The organism is Leptospira barantonii (assembly GCF_002811925.1).
Taxonomy (GTDB): Bacteria; Spirochaetota; Leptospiria; order Leptospirales; family Leptospiraceae; genus Leptospira; species Leptospira barantonii.
The window spans coordinates 570,916-591,556 of sequence record NZ_NPDS01000002.1 but is presented as its reverse complement, the minus strand read 5'-3'; the positions used below and the strand labels follow the sequence as shown (position 1 = coordinate 591,556).

Genomic DNA, 20,641 nt, shown 5'->3' with positions numbered 1-20,641 from the left:
CTTTATATGGAAAAACTCTTAGAAGTCATCTCTTTTATCCTTCAGAAGTCCCCCAACGGAAGAGACCGTTTGTCCCTTTCCAAACTCATCTACTACGCGGACGGGGTTTATTTTCAGAAGAATGCGAAACTCATCACAAACCAAACGTATATTCACTTGGAAGATTCTCCCTGCGCTTTAGATTTTCAGGGGGCGTTGCTTCATTTGAGAAAAAACGGTCTAATAGATATCAAACCCAGACTGACCGAAAAGGGAATCTCAGGATTTCAAATCGTTTGGATGGGAGAACGGGGAGAAGAAGCGATCGACCTCAACCGACAGGAAAAAAGAATCATCCGTAAGATCTTGGAAAATTTCAAAAGTGCGGTTTACGATGAGAATCGCGTATACCCGAATCTCTACGAAAATTACATCATTTCGCCGCTTTTCGCAGAGATTCCGTTCAGTATGGATACCTTGAATACCAAAATTCACTTTTTTAAGAGGAAAACGCTTTTAAATATCTCCGGTAAAATTTTTAAGGTACTATTTAGCGAGTAACGGGACCCCTAAGATGCAGATAACCGTAATGAAAGGTAAAATCCACCGGGCTACGGTCACGGACGCGGATCTAAACTACGAAGGCAGTCTGACCGTGGATATGGATCTTGTGGACGCGGCAGGAATGCGCGTGTATGAGAAAGTTTCCGTGGTCAACGTAAACAACGGCGCCCGTTTCGAAACCTACATCATCGAAGGAAAACGCGGTTCCGGAGAAATCTGTCTAAACGGCGCGGCCGCAAGACTCGGGATGAAAGGCGACAAAGTGATCATCATCACCTACGCGCAAGTGGAAGAAAAAGATCTTCCTACAAACTACTCCCCAAAAGTAGTTCACGTTGACGAAAATAACCGAAAACGGTAATTTTTACCAAAAAACGACTTTCACGAACTAATTTCCGGCTTTCAAAGACCGATATAAATTAGTAAGAATTCCATCGGACCAGAATAACTATGAAATCTTTTTTAAGAATCTCTGTTTGCCTGCTACTTCTTTTCGTTGGTCAAACGACCTTTAGCCAGAACGCAGAAAAACCCGATCCGAGTAAAAAGGACGGCGGAACAGACTACTATCCCCTATCCTATTACGACGAGCGTCTTTCGGTTAAGAACATTTCCTTCTTCCGCAGACATTCGGACAACGGTAAGGGAGAGTTTCTGGATGTAATGGTGGAAATGGAAAACCGTGATTTCGATCCGGCAAAATTCTCCGTTTACATTTTAGCGGTGAACGAGACGAGCGCGGTGAACCAAGAAAAAAGAGATCTGGTTCCTTTTCCAAAATGGAGAGGATACGACTCTGAGAATAGCACTCTTATCATCAACTTCCAAAATCTGATGCCTCAAAAACTCGAATCCAAAGCGGTTTGGGGTGAGGAAAGATACAACAAAGCGAAGAAGGATTACGACGATCGTATTGCACGCGGAGAAATGGTAAAGATGTCCATTCCTGCGTTGACCGAAACCATTACGTATCTTACGAATCATCCTGAGAACGCGCTTGAGTTTACGATTTTCGGAGAACAAGGTCCTAAAAAAGATCAGGTTCTTTTGAGCAACTTCGTGGATCAAACCGAAGACGAAAAGAAAAAACAATCACACGATTCTTTGAACAAACACACCTACACGATCTATAGCGCGAAGTATAAGACAACTCTCATGTCTCATCACTACACCGAATACAGACCGGGTTATTTGACTTACAACAAGGTTGTGGTTTTGATCTTCAATCCATTGAAAGAGAAAAACAAACTGGTTTATAGAAGATTCATGGACGTAGGAACCATCAAACTCCTCAACTAAGAAGAATTCTTGGATCGAATCGATGATCGACGCGTTACGCGGGCGGTATCAAAAAAGGCGGATCACTCCGCCTTTTTTTATGTACGAGTGATAAGAGATTAGATTCTAAACTGAAAAGAAAAGGCACTGAAGATTTTTGAGATAAAAAGAAGGTGAGTAAGAATCTAAGGATGAAAAACAAAAAAGAACAGAAGATAAAACGCTCACCGTCCTTGAAAACCAAGAACATAAACCGTTTCGAGGATCTATATTTCTTTAAAGAGATTTTCTAGAACGTTTTGTCTGTTTCTTATAACGCTCTATACTCTCCGGAACATAGCGGGTTGACCAATCGGTTCCGCTCATATTCTTTTCAATCCAGCCGGTACCGTGATCCCAGCGTCCGTCGGAAAGAAAATCAAAGAAATAGGAAGAATTCATATACCGATATGAATCCATGATATCGAGAATGTCCCGTTTTACCGGGAAGCCTTGGCCGTTTTCGCTTTCTGAAAAGAAGCTATTGTCCATTGGTTCAATCCTAAGAATTGCTTCCAGGACTGTCCATCTTTTTTATTATGTTCGCATTGTTTGAGATTCAGGCTCATCTCAGATCTTCCCAAAGAGTCAATTGATCATCCTCTTCGGAATCCCCCGTTTGAGCGCCCTCCTCGACCCCTTTCTCGGCCTTTTTGCCGTGAAGCACCTCCTGGCGCCGTTTTTTTACTTTGCGGGCCTCATCCAGGATTCCTTCCAATTTCTCCTCTAAAAAATAACGCAATTGTCGATCGATTTCATTCTCAGTTTCTCTTACCAAAACCATTGTATCCTCCAACATTCAAACGATTCCATTTGTAAGAATACCAACTCCCCCGGACAAACCGCGGAACCGTTTTTCGGAAAGACTGGATTTATTTGGGAAACCCGGGAAAATGTCTCCGAAAAGGCCGCTCAAAATGCTAAACATACCCGAACTGACAGAGACTCTTCTCAACGGAAAAGACATCGATCTCGAATTCAAATTCGTATCCGAGGAAGACCATCAACAACTCTATAATTTATTGCTTAATATTCTCGGGAAAATAGACCGCCTTTTTTTGACGGAGGTGATTTCCACCATTCTTAAGGAAATTCTAATGAACGCGAACAAGGCGAACGCGAAACGGATTTTCTTTCTGAAAAAGAATTTGGACATTCACAACGCCGATCATTACACGAAGGGAATGCGGACCTTCCAACAGGAAATCACTCATCACTGGGACGATCAAAGGGAGATTCTTCTCAACAGCAGTTTTCAGATTCATTTCCGCGCGAAGATGGTCAACAACAGTCTCGCGATTCTCGTCGAGAACGACGCGGCCCTTTTACCTCAGGAACTCGATCGGATCAAAAAAAGAATCGAGTCCGCCAAAAAATACAACGATCTTTCCGACGCGTTTATGGACATTTCCGATTCTCAGGAAAGCGCGGGTCTCGGTTTGGTTCTCATTCAACTTCTTTTGAAAAACTCGGGAATCGGTTCGGACAAGTTCAAGGTGGACACAGACGGAAAGTTGACGAGGGCCACGTTAGTCGTTCCTCAACAGATCGTTCCGATCGATATCACCACAAAACTCAAGGAAAGAATTTTAGTAGAGATAGAAGGTCTTCCCCCGCTTCCGAACACTTTGACTCGAATCATCTCCTTGTGCAACAATCCGGATTCGGATCTGGGAATCATCGCGAACGAAATCGAAAAAAACCCCGCGCTCAGCGTGGACTTATTGAAACTTTCGAATTCGGCGGGTTTCGCGAGTAGAAACAAGGTCAACACGATCGTTCAGGCGGTAAAGGTAGTTGGACTCAAGAACGTAAGGAACCTTCTCTACGTTTCCGGCGTTCGCAAGATCATGGATGGACGTTATGCGAAACTGCAAGAGGTTTGGAATCATTCGAATATGTGCAGTTTTTTTATTCGTCATATCGCCGGCCGAGGCGGCATGACGAGGGTTGCGGATATCGCCGCGGCCGGCGCTTTACTACACGATCTTGGAAAATTCATTCTCCTTTCCTTGGATCAAAAGTTATTCATCAAACTCACCAATTATCAAAAGGACCGCGACTTCGGAAGTTCCACGATTTTGGAGGAGATTTCCATCGGAATCTCCCATCCTACGTTAGGCGCGCTTCTTGCAAAAAAATGGGACTTTCCTCCCGATCTCGTTCAAATGATCGAATTTCATCACAGACCGTTTATGGCGGTGGGAAGCGTTTACCACGATTTAGTGGAACTCGTATATCTCGCGAACATGATGATGGATTGTATCGACAAGAAAGCCTCTTTTTTCACGATAGACGAAACCATACTTCGAAAATACGATCTCGCCGATAAAAAGACGTTCGAGGAAACCTGCGAGAAGCTCCGAAAGTTGTATGACATCGCGAGAATGGAGAATTGAATTCTATTGAATAAAGATTCCTTATTGTCCGTCGAGGAAATCAGTTATAAGCCCGCCGGAAAGATAATTCTAGATCGGGTCAGTTTCGAAATTTCGGAAAACGAACACTGCGTTCTATTAGGAAGAAACGGGGCCGGAAAAAGTACGATCGTAAACCTGATCTACGGGATGATCTGGGCGACTTCGGGAACCATTCGTCTGTTTCACGAAACATACGGAGAAACGGCGATTCAAGATCTGCGCAAACGAATCGGAATTTTGGACGCTTCTCAGCAGGAGAATTCCCTCCAAAGAAAACTCACCGTATTGGATGTCGTATTAACGGGACTCTTTCATACGATCGGATATTACCGCGATCCGAGCCCCGAGGAAGAATCCAAGACATTACAAATTCTTAAAGAAGCGAACTTGATCGCCAAAAAGGATCAACTCTATTCCACTCTTTCATCCGGAGAAAAAAAGAAGATCCTATTCCTGCGAAGTCTTGTGAGCGAACCCGATCTTTTGATCTTGGACGAACCCTGTTCTTCCCTGGATCTAAGCGCGAGAGAGGACTTTTTAGGATTTTTAAAGGAATATCATTCCAAAAGAAATTTCACTTCGCTTTACATCACGCATAGACCCGAAGAGATTCCCGAGTTTTATACGAAGGCCGTTCTTCTCAAAGAAGGCAAGGTCATTCACACCGGTCCGATCGAAGAATGTTTTACCCCGAATCACCTCCAAAATCTTTACGATCTATCCTTACAGGTAAATAGAATCAACGGAACCTGGTCCGTCATTCCGCAAAGAAAATCTTTCTAAAGAGGCGACGATGAAAACCGTCTTAGAAACCAAACACATCAGTGTATCGATCGGAGTTGCTTGCAAAACCGCATATCGATTTCTTTCCGAGCCGACCAACTTTCCCGAATGGGCTTCGGGACTTTGCAAATCCATACGTCCCGGTTCCAAGGGAGAATGGATCATCGAAGCTCCTCAAGGAACTCTCAAAGCGATCTTTACGCCCGAGAATGAATACGGAATCTTAGATCACACAGTGATCCTAACGGACGGAACGAAGATCGCAAATCCTCTACGAATCATTCCCAACGGAGAAGGAAGCGAGATCATTTTTTCTTTGTTCAAAGTTGCGGATATGACTTCTGAAAAATTTGAAGAGGATGCGGCTTGGGTCAAAAAGGATTTGGGCAAGTTAAAGATCTTACTCGAAAGTAAATTCGGCACTGAATCGTAACGACTCACGATCGAATGTTTTCTTTTTTGCAGAGCGATTGGTTGTGTTGTGGGGATTTGTTTATCAACAAAAAAGGCGCCCGCAGGGCGCCTTTTCGCAAGTCATAAAAATCAAACTTGAAAATTAGAAGCTTTGAAGAATCGCTTGGTATCTTGCGTTTTCTTTTTCTAAGCTTTGAGCTTGTTTGATGTATTTTTGAGATTGAGCGTTGCTTGCGAGAAATTTACCGCCGGTAGATCTGCTTGCAAGTTCTCTCAATTCTTCCGCTCTATGAGCTTTTTGATGAGCAACCGCTCTCAAATAATTACCCACTGCGGTTTTTTGTTCTTTTGTCACTGCACTTTCTACGATTGCTTTTTCCAAGAGCTGATCTTCGACATCTTCGGAGACCGCGAAAACGGAACTTGCTGCCAGAAAGCCTAAAAGGGAAACTACAGAAATCATTTTGTTAGTGTTCATGATTGAAACCTCGATTTTTTTGTTTGTTTTTGCTTAATGCCGAGGATCAGAGAAAAACTTCTTTGAGGAACGGCTAAGAAACTTTTTGTTTCTCTATAACCTATACGACGCCTGCTAAATAAAAAATAAATAAATTTTTTAAAATAGAGATAAAAAATTAATGCGAACTCGTTTTGAATTCCATGTTTTTAGAATATTCTATTTTTTGAATTTATTTCTTCCTAAAAACGAAACGCATACGTTTTTGTTCTTTAAAAAAAGGGCAATCCGTGCGGAACTTAAAAAGGGATTTCGTTTTTCATCGGCTTGTTGCTTAAAAACAAAATCGATTTCGATCCTCGAAAGCGCATCCTATCTAAGAATTATACAAACGATCGTTTAAAAAATCAAATGGAAATGAGGAAGGTTTTCGCAGATGCCCGCACTACACGGAATCGTTCGAAATTTAAAACGTAGAAAGGTCGTAAAGAGATTTATGCCGAAAGTGAAGGCAGGTCTTTTGTGGGTTCTTAGCTTAGGAAGTAAGCAAGGAACGTAAAAGATGCTTTAGGAGGAAGCGTTCCCGAGTTCATAGCTGACATATTCACAATCTGGAAAGCGACTGCACTGATAAAACTCCTTCTTTTTGGAGGTTCTTTTCTTTTGGAGCGTTCCTTCCCTACACAATGGGCAGGTTCCCCAACCGGTTTCTTTCTTCTTTTGTCTCGTAACGGCCCATTCTTTACGAAATACTACGGCGGAAGATTTGCTGTTTTGAATTCGAATCTGCAAATCCGACCAAAGTCGGTTTAATATGGAAAGACTATCCGCCTCGTTTTTTTCGATTCGATCCAGATCCGACTCGAGTTCCGCCGTGAATTTTTCCCGAAAAAGATCTCCAAAGCTCGTTTGCAGAAAGAAATTGACCTTCTCACCCAAAGGAAGCGGAAGAAAGAATTTCTTTTCCTGATCGACGTATTTCCGTTTGAGAAGCGTTTCCGAAACGGTCGCATACGTGGAAGGTCGGCCGATTCCTTCTTTTTCGAGCTTTGCAACTAACGATCCTTCCGTATAACGAGAAGGCGGTTCTGTTTGTTTCTTTTCGAGCTCGGAGTTTTCCAAAGAAACGGATTCTCCCTTTTCCCAAACGGGAATCGGTTTCGAGTCCACTTCGTTTAATATTTTGAAACCTTCGAACAAAGTCTTTTTCGTTTCGAGTCCGAAGATTTCTCCGTCGATCCCGATCGAATATTCGATTTTTAAGAATTCTTCCGGCGGTAGAATGGATGCGATCGTTCGTTTCCAGATCAGTTCGTATAAAAGTCCTTCTTCCTTTGTTAAGAATCTTTTGGCCTCATTGGGCGTTAAGAATGGATCGGTGATACGAACCGCTTCGTGTGCATCTTGGATTTTTTGAGTCGTTTTTTTCTTTTTTCGAATCGAGCCGGGGCCCGGTCCGTTTGAAAATCGTTCACCGAGGTTCGATAGAATCCAGGACCGGGCCTTATCGATAAAGTCCGCGCTCATACGAGCGGAATCCGTTCTCATATAAGTGATCAGCCCTTCTCTTTTTCCGTTTCCGTGATCCACTCCTTCATACAATCTCTGCGCCAGGCTCATCGTTTTTTTAGAGGAGAATTGATATCTTCGAAACGCTTCCTGCTGCAGGCTCGCGGTTTGAAACGGAGGTGGTGGAGAATTCTTCCCGAAGGATTCTTTTTTGTCGCTGATCTTAAGTATTTTTTGTTTTTGAACGTTTTCTAAAATGTCTTTTGCTTTTTGTTCGGAAAAAATGCGTTCTCCGTTTCTTTGAAAGAGTCCTTCGATTCCATTTTTATCTTTTATATGAAGTAGAATATTATAATATACTTCCGCATGAAAGTTGCAAATCTCCTCTTCCCGATCGCAAATCCATTTGAGCGCTACGGATTGCACCCTTCCCGCCGAAAGTCCCGGCCCGATTTCTTTCCAGAGAACGGGACTGACGAAATATCCGATCAATCGATCCCCGATTCTCCGTGTTTTTTGAGCGTCTACGAGGGATTCGCGAATCGCATCAGGATTCTTTAATGTTTCCAAAATCACATCGCGTGTGATTTCCGTGAAACGTATCCGATATACGTTGGATTTCTTTTTGATTCTATCGCGAAGATAGGCGCTGATGAATTCTCCCTCCCGATCCGGATCGGTAGCCAGGAAAATTTTTTCGGATTCTTTAGCGGCTTTTACGATTTCGGAAAGAACTTTTTTCTTTCCCGGCAATACGACGTATTCCGGTTCGAAATCGTTTTTGAGATCCAAACCCAAGGTCGTTTTGGGAAGATCGGCTACGTGCCCGAGGGTCGCGAGAATTCTAAATTCTTTGCCTAAATAACCGCTTATGGTTTTCGCTTTGGAAGGAGATTCGACGATTAAAAGAAAGGACACCGATCTTTAGGGTTTAGTTCGGGCCCAGGTTTTCAATCAAATATCCGCTTTTGTAGGTTGGGTTTTTCCGTTTTGTCACGAGATAAGGTTTGGTTCGTGCCGGCCAAATCGTTTTCAAGATGAGCGCTCGTGTTTTAAAAACGATTAAGGTGAGAATTTCAATCGTTCGGTTCGGATTCGGAAATCCCATCGCGTCTCTGAGAGGAGCTTCCATCAAACTGAAGAGCGCGTGATAGATGAGAGTGCGCGCACCGGGTATGTTCGGAATTCTTCCTGCAAGAATATGAAGAGTCGCTTGTCCCAGTCGTTCGCTTTCGGGTGTTCGTTTGAAATTCTCGACCTCGAACTTACGATTCCAAGTTTCGAAAGAATCGTAGTCGTTCGGAAGATCCTTGATGTTCATGAGCTTTCCAACGTTTCTCCACATGTAGTAGTTCGCGAGTTTTTCCTTTTGGCTTCCCCTTCTCCATCCGAAACGAAGATTCCATCGAACCGGTTCGTAGACGAAGGTGCTGAGAGTATATAGGAAATCGGAATTTGCGATTTCGTAATCTTTATGGATCTGATTGAGTCTTCGGATCGCTTCTTTTCCGTTGGGCGAATCGGTTCCGTTTTCTAAAAATTCCGCAAGAAGGATCGCGGTATCATCATATCGTTTTTGTCCGTAATTTTCGAACTGTTTGGTTTTATCTAAAATTTTGGCGATGGAAGGGATCGCAAACGTTTTAAAGAATGCTAATGCTAATGAAATTTCAATGTCTCTGGGAAAGTCGTAGCTCCCGGATAAAAAGGAAATCTGGTGATAGTCCTTCTCGGGGTTTAATTTTTGTATTCGATTTAAGATCGCATTTTTGTTCCACATAGACCGAAATTTTCAGATTCGAAATTTTGAGGCAAGGACTATTCGATTTTATTAATAGGACATCAAACTTTTGAATAGTTGGGGCTTGTTTGATTTTATCATTTCTTGTATGGTTGCACTTTTGTGAACATTTGTTTATTTATGGTTTTGTCGGTTTTGTTCCGTGTTGCCTTTCTTTGTCCAAGTCATTTTCCGATTCGTTTGTTTTGCGTTCTTCGTGGATTCGGTTTTGTTTGTTTTTTGTTTGTTTTAGCATGCCTTTGTCTCTTGTGAATGTGAGAAATTAAATTCTATTTTAAGAATTTTTTAACTCTTTCGGTTTCGAAAACCGATTTGTTCGAAAACTTTCGAGAACCGTTTAAGATATGGGATTCTTATTGTTAAATTCCGATCGTGTGATTTCTTCTCGGTTGCAAGAAAATTGTCTCGAAACCGTGACCTTGTTGATTCCGGAAAAAACATGGATTCGGTTTAGTGAAAAAGAAGTGCGCAGGCTTCCGAAGAAAATTCCCGAAATGTTGAGAACATACGGTAAATATCTTTCAGCATTGGAACGTTTGGGCACTAAAGCGGGAAAGACTTTGTATCAGCCGAGTTCCGGCCAAACAAAAATGAGACGGGTGAATGTTCGTTTGAGTACCGGTAGCTGGACTCTTTTTGGCGCCTTGGCCCAAGCGCACGGGGTTTCTCGTTGTTATCTTTTTAATTATCTTTTATGGTTGGAGGATCTAGGGGTCGGAAACTCTATAGTGGACACTTTGAATGCGGGAGTTCCCACCTTTCACAGTAAGTACGGCTATATCCTCGACCTCGATCTTTTAAATAACAAGGTGGTCCGAAGACTTCGATGCGAACCCGATTCGTTATTTCTCACTTTAGATTACAGAGATTGGTTTCCCGACCATTGAGACCAACGATCAAACGAAACTTTTCTTAAAAACTCACGAACGAATACCACAAACAAGATCGTTTCAAAAAGGCGATTCCAATCGATCCATGTTTTGAGTCAGAACGAGCTTTCGACTCAACGTTATGAAAGGAAAAGAAAGGTTAAATTCAAAATCACAAATCTAATAAAAAACCCTGGAGCGGCTTAACCGCTCCAGGGTTCCAGTGGAGAAAATTTAGATCAAAAAAAAATTCTCTTATGCGTTTGCAGGAACCGGGAAAAGTCCTTCGATAGAAAGATATCTTTCTCCAGTATCATAAGAAAAAGTTAATACTTTCGATCCTTCCGGAATCTCAGATAACTTTTTCGCAACAGCCGCGAGAGACGCGCCGGAAGAAACCCCGATAAAAAGACCTTCTTCTTTAGCCGCTCTTTGCGCATATTCAAACGCTTCGTCTTTGCTCACTTGAATTGTTCCGTCCAAAAGATCCGTGTGAAGGTTCTTAGGAATAAAACCTGCTCCAATCCCTTGGATCGGGTGTGGTCCAGGCTTTCCGCCGGAGATCACTGGAGAAGCCTCAGGCTCAACTGCAAATACTTTCAAATTTGGAAACTTCTTCTTCAAAACTTGAGCAACACCGGTGATATGTCCTCCAGTTCCTACTCCAGTGATTACGTAATCGAGTCCGTCCGGAAAATCTTTTGCAATTTCTTGCGCAGTGGTTTCAACGTGAACTTTAATGTTTGCTTCGTTTTCGAACTGTTGTGGCATCCATGCTTTTGGATTTTCCGCTACGATTTGTTTTGCCTTTTCAATCGCACCCGGCATTCCCTTTTCTCTCGGAGTGAGTTCGAATTCCGCTCCGTAAGCCGCCATGATTCTTCTTCTTTCAATACTCATAGACTCAGGCATTACTAAGAGAAGTTTGTATCCCTTAACGGCCGCGACGAGCGCAAGACCGATTCCGGTATTACCGGAAGTTGGTTCTACGATAATGCTGTCTTTCGTCAGTTTTCCGGATTTCTCCGCGTCTTCGATCATAGAAAGAGCGATACGATCCTTAATGGATCCACCTGGGTTCGATCTTTCTAATTTTACGTAGACCTCGCTCTTTGTGTTGTACAAGCGATTGATTTTTACATGGGGAGTGTTCCCGATCGTTTCTAAAATACTCTTAGCTTTCATTTCTGTTTTCCTACCTATTACAAGGGTTCTTTGAGTTTAGATGTTGTTATATTAGACATTTATTTCAATATAACAAATGGATTCAAGAAAAAAAATCCTTTCCAACGGATTCTTTTTACAGCAGGACGCACTTTTGGGCGGTTTAGAATTCTCTAAAAATTTCCTAAATTTCCTGCAAAACGACACTCTGTAGAAAGGATTCTGCAACCGGCCCGAACTCAAGGCCGAGTGCGCGAAAGACCGCGTAGATCGTTGAAACCTGAACGTTTGAATCACCGGGCGTCGCCGCATAACCTCGAATTTCCTTTTCGAAAATTTCCAAAGAACCGAGAGGAATCACCGCGTGTGAAAAGATTCTTCCGTAAAGACCTCGATCCCTTCCCGATGAGAAGATCGAGTTCGTCGAAATCAAATCGGTCGTGGAAAGATACGGATCGTTTTGAATTCTTTTCAGAACCGTTTCCTTTTTGATCGCCTTCTTCAAACGAAAACGAAATCGAACCAAATGCATATAAGGAGAATTGATCGTAACCGACGAAGAAGTAACGGGCAACCGAACCTTTATCTGAGAATACAATTCGTTTAACAATCGGCTGTGATGTGTCCCCCATTCCGCTTCGGGTTTAACAAGCAAGGGACCGGTCACGTGCGGATCGTCCTTTGCCATGTCCGCGTCCCTTCGAATCACGAGAAAGTCGGCTTCCTCCAAGATCGATTCCAAATCTTTCGGTGATTCCTCGGTAAGAATACGAAGAGATCCGGCGAGAGTATGCGTGTTACAAGTGGAAACGTGCAAAAACTTAGGAAGATCATTCTCCAGAAAATCGCGAGCATCCGGATACATAAACTGAGGACCGAATTTGTGCTCGCTTCCTTGAGCGATAAACATTCGTATTTTAGAATATTCAGAAGTTTTATATTCTTCGATTCTCGAATCGGCGACTCCGGGCGGAGAACAATCGCAAAGAACAACGGAATTTTCGAGCGCTTCCTTCTTTGAAACAAACTCCGGAAAAAAATCCCGGACTCCGTTGTCCCCCGTATCCACTACGAGTCCCCCTTTTTCCACAAGGGAAAGAATCGCGGGAATCTCCGATTTTTTCAACCGATACGGTTCTATGTAAACCTGAAACGTTTCGAGTTTTCCTCGAAGCAATAACAACAAAGAAGCCAAGGGCCAGCCGATTACGCCGGTTCCCCGAATGTATACGCCCGGAAGCGATGATTCTTTACTCATATTCAATTCCTTTGTGTATAGGAAAGATCTTTAATGTTCAAAACAAGGGTTCCGTCTACCATTCTTCCATTCATTCAACTTCTGGAATAAAACGGATCCTGCAAGTAGTTCTCTTTGTATTTGATATAATTTCCGGTGGTACGAGTGATGATTTCCCGTTCCTTATCGGTGATATCCCGCACGATTTTTCCGGGCGAACCCATCACAAGAACTCCGGGAGGAATTTTTTTTCCGGGAGTCACAAGAGCGCCAGCGCCGATAAACGCGAACTCCCCGACTTCCACGTCGTCCATCAAAGTCGCGCACATTCCCACAAAGGAGTTGTCCTTGAGCTTACATCCGTGAATCGTCGCGCGGTGACCGATCGACACGTTATTCCCGATCTCGACCGGATATACGTCACGCGCGACGTGAATGACCGTAAGATCCTGAATGTTTACATTCTCCCCAATCCGAATGTAGTTCACGTCTCCTCGAACCAAGGTTTGAAACCAGATGGAAGAATTTTTCCCGATCACTACGTCTCCGACGACCTGCGAACCCGGAGCCAAAAAAACGGATTCGTGGATCTGCGGTTTTTTTCCCATGTATTCGAGAATTTGGTAATTTGATTTCATCGGTCCTTCCCTCTTTCTATCTTCTTCCAGATCTTTCTTTCGGAGTCTTCAAAACAAGTCTAAAAAAAAGATTTTCTTTTGACCCAATACTTGCGGAGAAAAGAATGCACGCATGAGCAGAAGTTCGTCCAACCAGGAAAAAGAAAAAAGAGAAAGGATCAAGTCCCTTCTCAAACAGATCGGAATCGGACTTTTGATCGGAGCGTTCTTCGCTTTTCTTATACGATTCTTTTTGATTTTTCCGTTTACGTTGGAAACGAACGAGATGTCACCGGCCTATTCCTCCGGAAAAAGAATTTATTTCTCCCGTTTTGTCGACCGATCCAATCTCTACTTAGGCGATTTGGTTTTGGTGAAACATCCGACTCAACACGGGAAGGTCGTTTTTTCAAGAATCTCCGGCAAACCCGGTGACACCGTTCAAATGAAGAATAAAATTCTTTTTCGCAACAACAACCCGGAAGACGTTTCCGGTTCAGGCCAAGGATTTCAACTTCAGTTCGAAGACAAACGTGGCCCATTTCCCGCGAGTTTTTCGGGAAGAGACAACTCGGAACCTTTGATTTTAAAAGACAGGGATTACTTTCTTCTTTGCGATAACCGCGATTCCTGTTCCGATTCCAGAGATTTCGGTCCGATTCCGATCGAGAATATTCTCGGAAAAGCCCTCTGATTCTTCGACGCCTTCCGAACTCGAACGAACTTTTAACCGAGCCGTTTTAGTTTATAATTTTTTTCCATTCCGTTTTTAGACTCGTATTTTTCCGTGCTGTTCGTTTTCGCGACGCTTCGGCGTGCGCACATCTATTGTAGAAAATTCGAATATTCAAATGTTCGATTTTACGATTTGACACGACCTTTTCCGCGTGATACCTTGATCCGATTCCCGTAACGATGAAACATTCCGAACTTACATTTCAATTGATGGTGGAATCCGTTCCGAACGCGATCGTATTGCTCAATCGGGACGGAAAAATTGTTTATATCAACAAAGAAGCCGAAAAACTTTTCGGATACGATCGAACCGAATTGATCGGACAACTCGTGGAAGAACTTCTTCCTTTTCGTTATCGCAAAAATCATCCCACATTTCGAAATTCTTTTTTTGATTCTCCGAAAGTTCGTCCGATGGGAGCGGGAAGAGATCTTTACGGTTTAAAAAAAAACGGAATCGAATTCCCCGTTGAAATCGGATTGAATCCGGTCGTAACCGCTGACGGAACGTTAGTCCTCGCTTCGATCATCGACATCACCGAACGTAAAAAAGCGGAACAAAGATTCAGACTCGTGGTCGAATCCGCTCCGAACGCGATGGTTCTCGTAAATTGGGAAGGAACGATCTCACTCGTAAACGAACAAACCGAAAAACTTTTCGGATACGAAAGGGAAGAATTGATCGGAGTCAAATTGGAAATTCTTTTGCCGGAACGTTTCCGCCACGATCATCCGGATCGAAGAAACGAATTCTTCCAAAATCCTTCCGTACGATCGATGGGCGCCGGAAGAGAATTGTTCGCGCGCAGAAAAAACGGAAGCGAGGTTCAAGTCGAAATCGGTTTGAATCCGATCGACACGGACGAAGGTCCGATGGTTCTCGCGTCGATCATAGACATCACGGAAAGAAAAAATCAGGAAGGAATTCTCATCCGCAAAAACGAACTCGAAGTAAAAAACAAGGAACTGGAACAGTTCGCATTCTTAGCTTCCCACGATTTACAAGAACCGCTTCGAACCGTGTCAAACTACGTTCAAATTTTGGAAGAGGATCACGGAAAGGATTTCAACGAAGACGCGACCAGACATCTCAAAACGATCGATCAAGCCACCAAAAGAATGAGCGTTCTTGTTAAGGCTCTTCTTATGTATGCGAGAATCGGAAGAGATCAAAAACTAAACTTCACCGATTTAAACCAAATTCTTTCGGAAGTTTTTTCAGATCTGGAGAATGCGATCGTTCAATCGGGCGCGAAGATCAAATCGGACAACCTTCCGAATCTCAACGTGTATGAAATCGAACTCAGACAGCTGTTTCAGAATTTGATTTCAAACGCGATCAAGTTTTCAAAGACGGGAGTTCAACCGGAAATCGAAATTCGTTGCAAACGAGAAGAAAACTTCTGGATCTTTTCGGTTCACGACAACGGAATCGGAATCGATTCCAAACATCTGGATAGAATCTTTTTTATCTTTCAAAGACTTCATATCAAGGAAGAATACGAAGGCCACGGAATCGGCTTGGCTCATTGCAAAAAAATCGTAGAATTACACGGGGGTCGGATCTGGGTGGAATCTTCTCCGCAAAATGGAAGTACGTTCTATTTCAATATTCCGAATACGATCAACTTATGACAAATCCAAGATTAAAATGTATCCTTCTCATAGACGACAACAAGGACGATAACTTCTTTCATGAAAGAGTGATTCGAAAAGGGAATTACGCGGAAACCGTAATCGCCAAACAATCCGCTCAAGAAGCCTTGGATTATTTAAAAAACAAGGCGGACAATCCGAGTCCTCATCCCGATCTGATTTTTTTAGACATCAACATGCCCGGAATGAACGGCTGGGAATTTTTGGAAGAATACAAACAGCTCGATCGGGAACTTCAAGCCCAGATGATCGTCGTTATGTTGACCACTTCCGAAAATCCGGACGACAAAAGTAAGTTCGGCGGTTTCGGTTCTCCGTCGGATTTCAAAACAAAACCGCTCACAAACGCGATGCTCGACGAAATCCTTCAAAGGCATTTTTCCTAATTCGGTTCGAATTCTCCCCAAAAAACGGATTTTCAAGAGAATGTTCCGTGAAAATACTGTAATCAAATCTTAAAAAATTCTCCTCTGGAGCGTTCGTTCCAAACGGGAGATCTTGATAAATCTTAACAACAAAGGGAAGAAAATGACCAGAATAGCCATCAACGGATTTGGAAGAATCGGAAGACTCGTTTTCCGTGCAGGAATCAAAGACCCCAATCTGGAATTTGTCGCAATCAATGATTTAGTTACTCCTGATAACCTGGCCTACCTCCTCAAATACGACTCCACACACGGAAGATTCCAAGGAACCGTAGAACATACCGATAAAGAACTCATCGTAGACGGAAAAAAAATCCTTTGCGTTTCCGAAAGAGACCCTGAAAAACTTCCATGGAAAGATCTGAAAGTGGACTACGTAATCGAATCCACAGGACTTTTTACGGACAGAGTCGGTGCGGAAAAACACATCAAGGCCGGAGCGAAAAAAGTGGTGATCTCCGCTCCTGCAAAAGATAAGGACATCCCTACTTTCGTAATGGGAGTCAACAACGAGAAATACAACTCCGCAACCGATCACATCGTATCAAACGCGTCTTGCACTACAAACTGCCTCGCACCGATCACAAAAGTGGTCCTTGACAACTTCGGAATCGAAGAAGGTCTGATGACCACAATTCACGCGACTACCGCGACTCAACCTACCGTTGACGGACCTTCTAAAAAGGATTTCCGCGGAGGAAGAGGAGCTATGCAGAACATCATTCCTGCGGCGACCGGAGCGGCAAAAGCGGTCGGACTTTGTATTCCGGAAGTAAACGGAAAATTGACCGGTATGTCTTTTAGAGTTCCGACTCCCGACGTTTCGGTTGTGGACTTAACCGTAAGAACCACGAAAGAAACTTCTCTCAAAGAAATTTCCGCAAAGATGAAAGAAGCTTCCGAAGGTTCCATGAAAGGAATTCTCGGTTATACCGAAGACATGGTAGTTTCCAACGACTTCGTAAGTTCTACTCTATCTTCCATCTTCGATATGGATGCTTGTATCGAACTCAATTCCAGATTCTTCAAACTCGTTTCCTGGTATGACAACGAGATGGGTTACTCGAATCGAGTTCTCGATCTCGTTCGCTACATGGCGAAGAAAGGTTAATTCATGGATTTACCTAGACTCGAAAACGTCGACCTTTCCGGAAAACGTGTTTTCCTGAGAGTGGACTTTAACGTTCCGATTGAGAACGGAAAGGTCACCGACAAAACCAGAATCGAAAAGACTCTTCCGACCATCGAGCTCCTTCTCAAAAAAGGGGCGAGAGTGATCATCGCGAGTCACCTGGGAAGACCGAAAGGACAAGTGAATCCTGAATTCTCCATGGCTCCGGTCGTGGAAGTTTTCAAGGGACTCGTTCAGGCAAACGTTCTTTTTTCCAAAACCGTGATCGGCGACGAAGCGGTTAAACTTTCCAAAGAACTCAAAAACGGAGAGATCCTCGTGATCGAAAACGTTCGTTTTCATAAGGAAGAGGAAGAGAACGAAGCCGGTTTTTCCAAAAAACTCGCGGCTCTTGCGGACGTTTATGTAAACGACGCATTCGGCGCCGCTCACAGAGCGCACTCTTCCACGGAAGGAATCGCACATCTTCTCCCTGCTTACGCGGGACTTTTGATGCACAAAGAGATCGTGGAACTTTCCGCGCTTCTTTCAAAACCGGCTCGTCCGTTTGTTGCGATCATCGGCGGATCTAAGGTTTCTTCTAAGATCAAGGTTCTCAACAATCTCTTCGACAAGGTGAATCATCTTTTGATCGGAGGAGGAATGGCTTATACGTTTCTGAAGTCCAGAGCGATTCCGGTCGGAAATTCTCTCGTGGAAAAAGAATTCGAAGTACAGGCCTTCCAGTTGATTGAAAAGGCGGGTGTTGCAGGGGTCGATCTTCAACTTCCGGTGGATCATATCATCGCGGATCAGTTTAGCGAAAAAGCGAAGACAAAGTCCGTGGACAAGATGGGAATCTTAGAAGGTTGGATGGGAATGGACATCGGTTCCAAAACCGTTTCCAATTACGAGAAGATCATCAAAAACGCGGGAACGATTCTTTGGAACGGACCGATGGGCGTTTTTGAAATGGATAAATTCGCAGGCGGAACGATGGCAATCGCAAAGGCGATCGCTAAGTCCAAGGCTAAAACGGTCGTTGGCGGGGGAGATTCCATCGCGGCGATCAACAAGGCGGGCGTTGCGGATAAGATCACTCATATCTCCACAGGTGGAGGAGCTTCTCTCGAGTTTATGGAAGGAAGAAAACTTCCGGGTGTGGAAGCGCTTCTCAAAAAAGCCGAAGATTAAAAAAGAATAACATTCTAAAAAGCTGTTATAGCTCCCAGCTTCGGAATAAAAACCGAATCCGATCCGAAAGGATGGGTTCGGTTTTTTCTTTTTAAGTGTGCCGTCCCAGCGGACGCGCAATAGCTACCCAATCCCTCTTTTTCAAATTTTATTTTTAGAAATACAATTCGGTTTTATAAATTAGAATTATTGAATATTCTAAATTCATATCGAAATCAGATTTCCGAAGTGCAAATCGCATCATCACCGCCCACAAACTCAAATCTACGCATCCCACAAGTGAACGTAAATTAGGCGAGAATCCGAAATTCAATTGAAAGATTTTATTTCCGAAATCGTTCTTGGATTCAAGCGGATCGAACTTCGGTCGTTCCTTTCAAATCGATTTGCGACCGATCGTTTCGGAGTTCGACGCTTGAAGAGGATATCTCTTATGAAAAATTCAACGTTCATTTTCATTCTTATACTTTTGATTTTTATATCCGATTGCAATCCGCAAAAATCGGAATCAAACGACGAAACCGCATTGGGATTGATCGGAGTTGCATCGAATTTTTTCGGAAGAAAAGGAGCGTCTTCTTCGCAACCGCCAATCCCGGAAATTCCGGACGTCGTTCTTCCAAACGGGATCGTTTCCGTTTCTCCCACAAATGCGGCGACATTCTCCTTGGATTGGACGGACCTGGGAACCAAATCGTTCAACGGAGCCTGCACTTATATCGGAGACAACTTTGGAACGGGAAACATTCGTGTTCAGAAAATTCTCCCCACCACCAAATTGGTTTTGGAAGTTCGATTCTCACAAGACGTAAATCCGAACGGAACATTAGAAATTTTGAAACAAGGAAATTCGATTCCGGGAACCGTTTCGTTTCCAAACGCGAGAACCGCAAAATTCGAATCGCAGGATCCGGGAGAATTCAGTCTGCTCTTTCCGTATTCCGCAAACGCATCCGGTTTTAAACGTGCGAGCGACGGTAGTGAAATCCCTTCGGTCCAATGGAAATTCCGTGCGAATTTTTCCGGAACAAAAAGCGCGTCTTCTTCGTTGACCGAAAACTGTGCCGTGGTCGATAACAAAAACCGTTGCAACGTAAAGGCGGTTCAAAAATTCACGGAGGAAATCCAAAGCGTCGCCGCTCAAAACGATTTCGCTTATTTTTATTCCGATCTGTATTACTTCGACGAAGGCGGAAACTATTACGGAATTTTCGCGATGGAATGTTTGGAAACCACCGCGATTTCCGCAAAAGCGCAGAGCAAAGAATTTTGGTTTTTGGAAACCAACGTCACCTTCCCCCATATTCCGAACCAAGCTCAATCCGGAAAATATCAAATCGACAGTGCGATCTTTATGGATACTTCAATTTCACAAAAGATTTTTACTCAGTTCACTTCCTTTCAGAAATAGCGTCCCCCTCCGACGGAGCAACGGAGCCGGAGCCTCAGTGTTTCAAAAATAACGTTTCTCTTCGACGTAGCCTCAAACCTTCCCGTAAAAAGTCCTTGAAGCCAATGCGCTTTCGTACAAACTCTTCCCAACTTTACCAGAAATTATCCATAAACGAGGAAGTATGCGCAAGACAGTGATCGCCGGAAATTGGAAAATGAATCTCTCCGAAAAGGAAGCCGTTTCCCTGGCGCAATCGATCAAAGACAAAATCCCATCCGTAGCCAAAGAAAGAATTTCTATGGTGTTTCCTTCCACTCTTCATTTGGCGAGCGTAGCTAAACTTTTAGAAGGAACCGGAGTGATCGTGGGCGCGCAGAATTGTTATCATTCAGGACTTGCCGCTTTCACCGGAGAAACCTCCCCGGACCAACTGAAAGAGATCGGCGTTAAGGTCGTGATGATCGGGCACTCCGAAAGAAGACAGTTCTTGGGAGAATCCAGTTCCTTCTGCAATGAGAAGGTTCGTTTTCTTTTGAAGAACGGATTCACCGCGCTGTATTGTGTGGGAGAAACTCTCGCCGAAAGAGAATCCGGCAGAACCTTCGAGGTCATCGGTTCTCAAATCCGAGAAGGTCTCAAAGGAATCGAAAGCAATTCATTCTCCAATTTGATTCTTGCATACGAACCCGTCTGGGCGATCGGAACCGGAAAGGTTGCAACCCCCGCGCAGGCTCAAGAAGTGCACGCGTTTATCCGCAAGGAAGTCGCGGGACTTTTTGTGGGAGCTTCCACAGTCGCGGAATCTCTTTCGATTCTTTACGGAGGTTCGGTCAAACCGGACAATATTAAGGATCTCTTAAAGGAAAAGGACATTGACGGAGGACTTGTCGGAGGCGCGAGCCAGAAGATCGATTCCTACGCGGGACTTTTCTAAAACCGGCTGAAACCCCGATCCGAACGTCCCTGGGAAGAGTATTTTAATTGTCACCCCTTGAA

At 43.7% G+C, this 20,641-nt stretch carries 22 protein-coding genes and 1 pseudogene; 15 read left to right on the top strand and 8 right to left on the bottom strand.

What is annotated here, in order from left to right; genetic code table 11:
* The first annotated feature begins 6 nt into the window (after window positions 1-6).
* The 3 genes from CH367_RS07540 (at window position 7) to CH367_RS07530 (ending at window position 1,842) form a co-directional block, all read left to right on the top strand.
* Window positions 7-540 (top strand): type II toxin-antitoxin system antitoxin SocA domain-containing protein, encoded by a 534-nt coding sequence (locus tag CH367_RS07540; protein WP_100761861.1) that lies wholly within the window; start codon window positions 7-9, stop codon window positions 538-540.
* Between the two features lie 28 nt (window positions 541-568).
* Window positions 569-904, top strand: a complete 336-nt coding sequence (gene panD, locus CH367_RS07535; protein ID WP_100762086.1) for an aspartate 1-decarboxylase — start codon at window positions 569-571, stop codon at window positions 902-904.
* An 89-nt stretch (window positions 905-993) separates the two neighbouring features.
* Window positions 994-1,842 carry a hypothetical protein gene (locus CH367_RS07530; RefSeq protein WP_100761860.1) on the top strand — a complete coding sequence of 283 codons (849 nt, stop codon included), beginning with the start codon at window positions 994-996 and terminating at the stop codon, window positions 1,840-1,842.
* Between the two features lie 255 nt (window positions 1,843-2,097).
* Here CH367_RS07530 and CH367_RS07525 read toward each other — a convergent pair whose 3' ends face one another.
* Both CH367_RS07525 and CH367_RS07520 read right to left on the bottom strand, forming a co-directional pair.
* Window positions 2,098-2,379: a hypothetical protein gene (locus tag CH367_RS07525; protein WP_205872859.1), complete on the bottom strand. Its 282-nt coding sequence runs from the start codon at window positions 2,377-2,379 to the stop codon at window positions 2,098-2,100.
* Window positions 2,363-2,644 (bottom strand): annotated as a pseudogene (locus CH367_RS07520) (LIC12077 family protein). The gene CH367_RS07525 and the pseudogene CH367_RS07520 overlap by 17 nt, the downstream one beginning before the upstream one ends.
* Before the next feature lie 133 nt (window positions 2,645-2,777).
* Here CH367_RS07520 and CH367_RS07515 point away from each other — a divergent pair.
* Genes CH367_RS07515 through CH367_RS07505 form a run of 3 tightly spaced genes read left to right on the top strand, consistent with a single transcriptional unit; the run spans window position 2,778 to window position 5,496 of the window.
* A complete protein-coding gene (locus tag CH367_RS07515; RefSeq protein WP_100761858.1) occupies window positions 2,778-4,259 on the top strand; it encodes an HDOD domain-containing protein in 1,482 nt (493 codons plus the stop codon).
* Window positions 4,260-4,265: 6 nt separating this feature from the next.
* Entirely contained in the window at window positions 4,266-5,063 is a 798-nt protein-coding gene (locus CH367_RS07510; RefSeq protein WP_100761857.1) for an ABC transporter ATP-binding protein, read from the top strand.
* Window positions 5,064-5,073: 10 nt separating this feature from the next.
* Window positions 5,074-5,496, top strand: coding sequence for an SRPBCC family protein (locus CH367_RS07505; protein WP_100761856.1), 423 nt, complete (start codon window positions 5,074-5,076; stop codon window positions 5,494-5,496).
* Window positions 5,497-5,619: 123 nt separating this feature from the next.
* Here CH367_RS07505 and CH367_RS07500 read toward each other — a convergent pair whose 3' ends face one another.
* Window positions 5,620-5,955, bottom strand: a complete 336-nt coding sequence (locus CH367_RS07500; protein WP_100761855.1) for an LIC10421/LIC12816 family protein — start codon at window positions 5,953-5,955, stop codon at window positions 5,620-5,622.
* 415 nt (window positions 5,956-6,370) lie between these two features.
* On the opposite strand from CH367_RS07500, the gene CH367_RS21060 reads away from it, so the two are divergent.
* The gene (locus CH367_RS21060; protein WP_279627428.1) at window positions 6,371-6,493 is read left to right on the top strand and encodes a hypothetical protein; all 123 of its coding nucleotides are present in this window, start codon (window positions 6,371-6,373) and stop codon (window positions 6,491-6,493) included.
* An 8-nt stretch (window positions 6,494-6,501) separates the two neighbouring features.
* Here the strand turns inward: CH367_RS21060 and topA are convergent, their stop codons facing one another.
* Together topA and CH367_RS07485 are read right to left on the bottom strand one after the other, a co-directional pair.
* Window positions 6,502-8,361 (bottom strand): type I DNA topoisomerase, encoded by a 1,860-nt coding sequence (topA, locus tag CH367_RS07490; protein WP_100761853.1) that lies wholly within the window; start codon window positions 8,359-8,361, stop codon window positions 6,502-6,504.
* Between the two features lie 13 nt (window positions 8,362-8,374).
* Entirely contained in the window at window positions 8,375-9,223 is an 849-nt protein-coding gene (locus CH367_RS07485) for an oxygenase MpaB family protein (protein ID WP_100761852.1), read from the bottom strand.
* 365 nt (window positions 9,224-9,588) lie between these two features.
* Here CH367_RS07485 and CH367_RS07480 point away from each other — a divergent pair, with 365 nt between their 5' ends.
* On the top strand, window positions 9,589-10,131 hold the full coding sequence (locus CH367_RS07480; RefSeq protein WP_100761851.1) for a DUF1564 domain-containing protein: 543 nt from the start codon (window positions 9,589-9,591) through the stop codon (window positions 10,129-10,131).
* 237 nt (window positions 10,132-10,368) lie between these two features.
* On the opposite strand, the gene cysK is transcribed toward CH367_RS07480, so the two are convergent.
* The 3 genes from cysK to CH367_RS07465 form a co-directional block, all read right to left on the bottom strand.
* Window positions 10,369-11,298 carry a cysteine synthase A gene (gene cysK / locus CH367_RS07475; protein WP_100761850.1) on the bottom strand — a complete coding sequence of 310 codons (930 nt, stop codon included), beginning with the start codon at window positions 11,296-11,298 and terminating at the stop codon, window positions 10,369-10,371.
* 163 nt (window positions 11,299-11,461) lie between these two features.
* Entirely contained in the window at window positions 11,462-12,535 is a 1,074-nt protein-coding gene (locus CH367_RS07470; protein ID WP_100761849.1) for a hypothetical protein, read from the bottom strand.
* Window positions 12,536-12,609: 74 nt separating this feature from the next.
* The gene (locus CH367_RS07465; protein WP_100761848.1) at window positions 12,610-13,152 is read right to left on the bottom strand and encodes a gamma carbonic anhydrase family protein; all 543 of its coding nucleotides are present in this window, start codon (window positions 13,150-13,152) and stop codon (window positions 12,610-12,612) included.
* A gap of 112 nt (window positions 13,153-13,264) precedes the next feature.
* Between CH367_RS07465 and lepB the strand changes: the two genes are divergently transcribed.
* From lepB to tpiA, 7 genes are all read left to right on the top strand, one after another.
* On the top strand, window positions 13,265-13,825 hold the full coding sequence (gene lepB, locus CH367_RS07460) for a signal peptidase I (RefSeq protein WP_100761847.1): 561 nt from the start codon (window positions 13,265-13,267) through the stop codon (window positions 13,823-13,825).
* Window positions 13,826-14,076: 251 nt separating this feature from the next.
* A complete protein-coding gene (locus CH367_RS07455; RefSeq protein WP_244284517.1) occupies window positions 14,077-15,501 on the top strand; it encodes a sensor histidine kinase in 1,425 nt (474 codons plus the stop codon).
* Window positions 15,498-15,908 (top strand): response regulator, encoded by a 411-nt coding sequence (locus CH367_RS07450; RefSeq protein WP_100761845.1) that lies wholly within the window; start codon window positions 15,498-15,500, stop codon window positions 15,906-15,908. Before CH367_RS07455 ends, CH367_RS07450 begins: the two co-directional genes overlap by 4 nt.
* A gap of 142 nt (window positions 15,909-16,050) precedes the next feature.
* Complete coding sequence (gene gap / locus CH367_RS07445; RefSeq protein WP_100762085.1) at window positions 16,051-17,058, top strand: type I glyceraldehyde-3-phosphate dehydrogenase; 1,008 nt, start codon at window positions 16,051-16,053, stop codon at window positions 17,056-17,058.
* 3 nt (window positions 17,059-17,061) lie between these two features.
* Window positions 17,062-18,252, top strand: coding sequence for a phosphoglycerate kinase (locus CH367_RS07440; protein ID WP_100761844.1), 1,191 nt, complete (start codon window positions 17,062-17,064; stop codon window positions 18,250-18,252).
* A gap of 433 nt (window positions 18,253-18,685) precedes the next feature.
* A complete protein-coding gene (locus tag CH367_RS07435) occupies window positions 18,686-19,663 on the top strand; it encodes a hypothetical protein (RefSeq protein ID WP_125226100.1) in 978 nt (325 codons plus the stop codon).
* Window positions 19,664-19,826: 163 nt separating this feature from the next.
* Entirely contained in the window at window positions 19,827-20,579 is a 753-nt protein-coding gene (tpiA, locus tag CH367_RS07430; protein WP_100761842.1) for a triose-phosphate isomerase, read from the top strand.
* Window positions 20,580-20,641: the final 62 nt, after the last annotated feature.

Bases quoted from the DNA above. Each gene is read 5' to 3' on its own strand.
- CH367_RS07540 (WP_100761861.1), top strand. From the start codon at position 7: ATGGAAAAACTCTTAGAAGTCATCTCTTTTATCCTTCAGAAGTCCCCC.
- panD (WP_100762086.1), top strand. From the start codon at position 569: ATGAAAGGTAAAATCCACCGGGCTACGGTCACGGACGCGGATCTAAAC.
- CH367_RS07530 (WP_100761860.1), top strand. From the start codon at position 994: ATGAAATCTTTTTTAAGAATCTCTGTTTGCCTGCTACTTCTTTTCGTT.
- CH367_RS07515 (WP_100761858.1), top strand. From the start codon at position 2,778: ATGCTAAACATACCCGAACTGACAGAGACTCTTCTCAACGGAAAAGAC.
- CH367_RS07505 (WP_100761856.1), top strand. From the start codon at position 5,074: ATGAAAACCGTCTTAGAAACCAAACACATCAGTGTATCGATCGGAGTT.
- CH367_RS07500 (WP_100761855.1), bottom strand. From the start codon at position 5,955: ATGAACACTAACAAAATGATTTCTGTAGTTTCCCTTTTAGGCTTTCTG.
- CH367_RS21060 (WP_279627428.1), top strand. From the start codon at position 6,371: ATGCCCGCACTACACGGAATCGTTCGAAATTTAAAACGTAGAAAGGTC.
- CH367_RS07485 (WP_100761852.1), bottom strand. From the start codon at position 9,223: ATGTGGAACAAAAATGCGATCTTAAATCGAATACAAAAATTAAACCCC.
- CH367_RS07480 (WP_100761851.1), top strand. From the start codon at position 9,589: ATGGGATTCTTATTGTTAAATTCCGATCGTGTGATTTCTTCTCGGTTG.
- cysK (WP_100761850.1), bottom strand. From the start codon at position 11,298: ATGAAAGCTAAGAGTATTTTAGAAACGATCGGGAACACTCCCCATGTA.
- CH367_RS07470 (WP_100761849.1), bottom strand. From the start codon at position 12,535: ATGAGTAAAGAATCATCGCTTCCGGGCGTATACATTCGGGGAACCGGC.
- CH367_RS07465 (WP_100761848.1), bottom strand. From the start codon at position 13,152: ATGAAATCAAATTACCAAATTCTCGAATACATGGGAAAAAAACCGCAG.
- lepB (WP_100761847.1), top strand. From the start codon at position 13,265: ATGAGCAGAAGTTCGTCCAACCAGGAAAAAGAAAAAAGAGAAAGGATC.
- CH367_RS07455 (WP_244284517.1), top strand. From the start codon at position 14,077: ATGGTGGAATCCGTTCCGAACGCGATCGTATTGCTCAATCGGGACGGA.
- CH367_RS07450 (WP_100761845.1), top strand. From the start codon at position 15,498: ATGACAAATCCAAGATTAAAATGTATCCTTCTCATAGACGACAACAAG.
- gap (WP_100762085.1), top strand. From the start codon at position 16,051: ATGACCAGAATAGCCATCAACGGATTTGGAAGAATCGGAAGACTCGTT.
- CH367_RS07440 (WP_100761844.1), top strand. From the start codon at position 17,062: ATGGATTTACCTAGACTCGAAAACGTCGACCTTTCCGGAAAACGTGTT.
- CH367_RS07435 (WP_125226100.1), top strand. From the start codon at position 18,686: ATGAAAAATTCAACGTTCATTTTCATTCTTATACTTTTGATTTTTATA.
- tpiA (WP_100761842.1), top strand. From the start codon at position 19,827: ATGCGCAAGACAGTGATCGCCGGAAATTGGAAAATGAATCTCTCCGAA.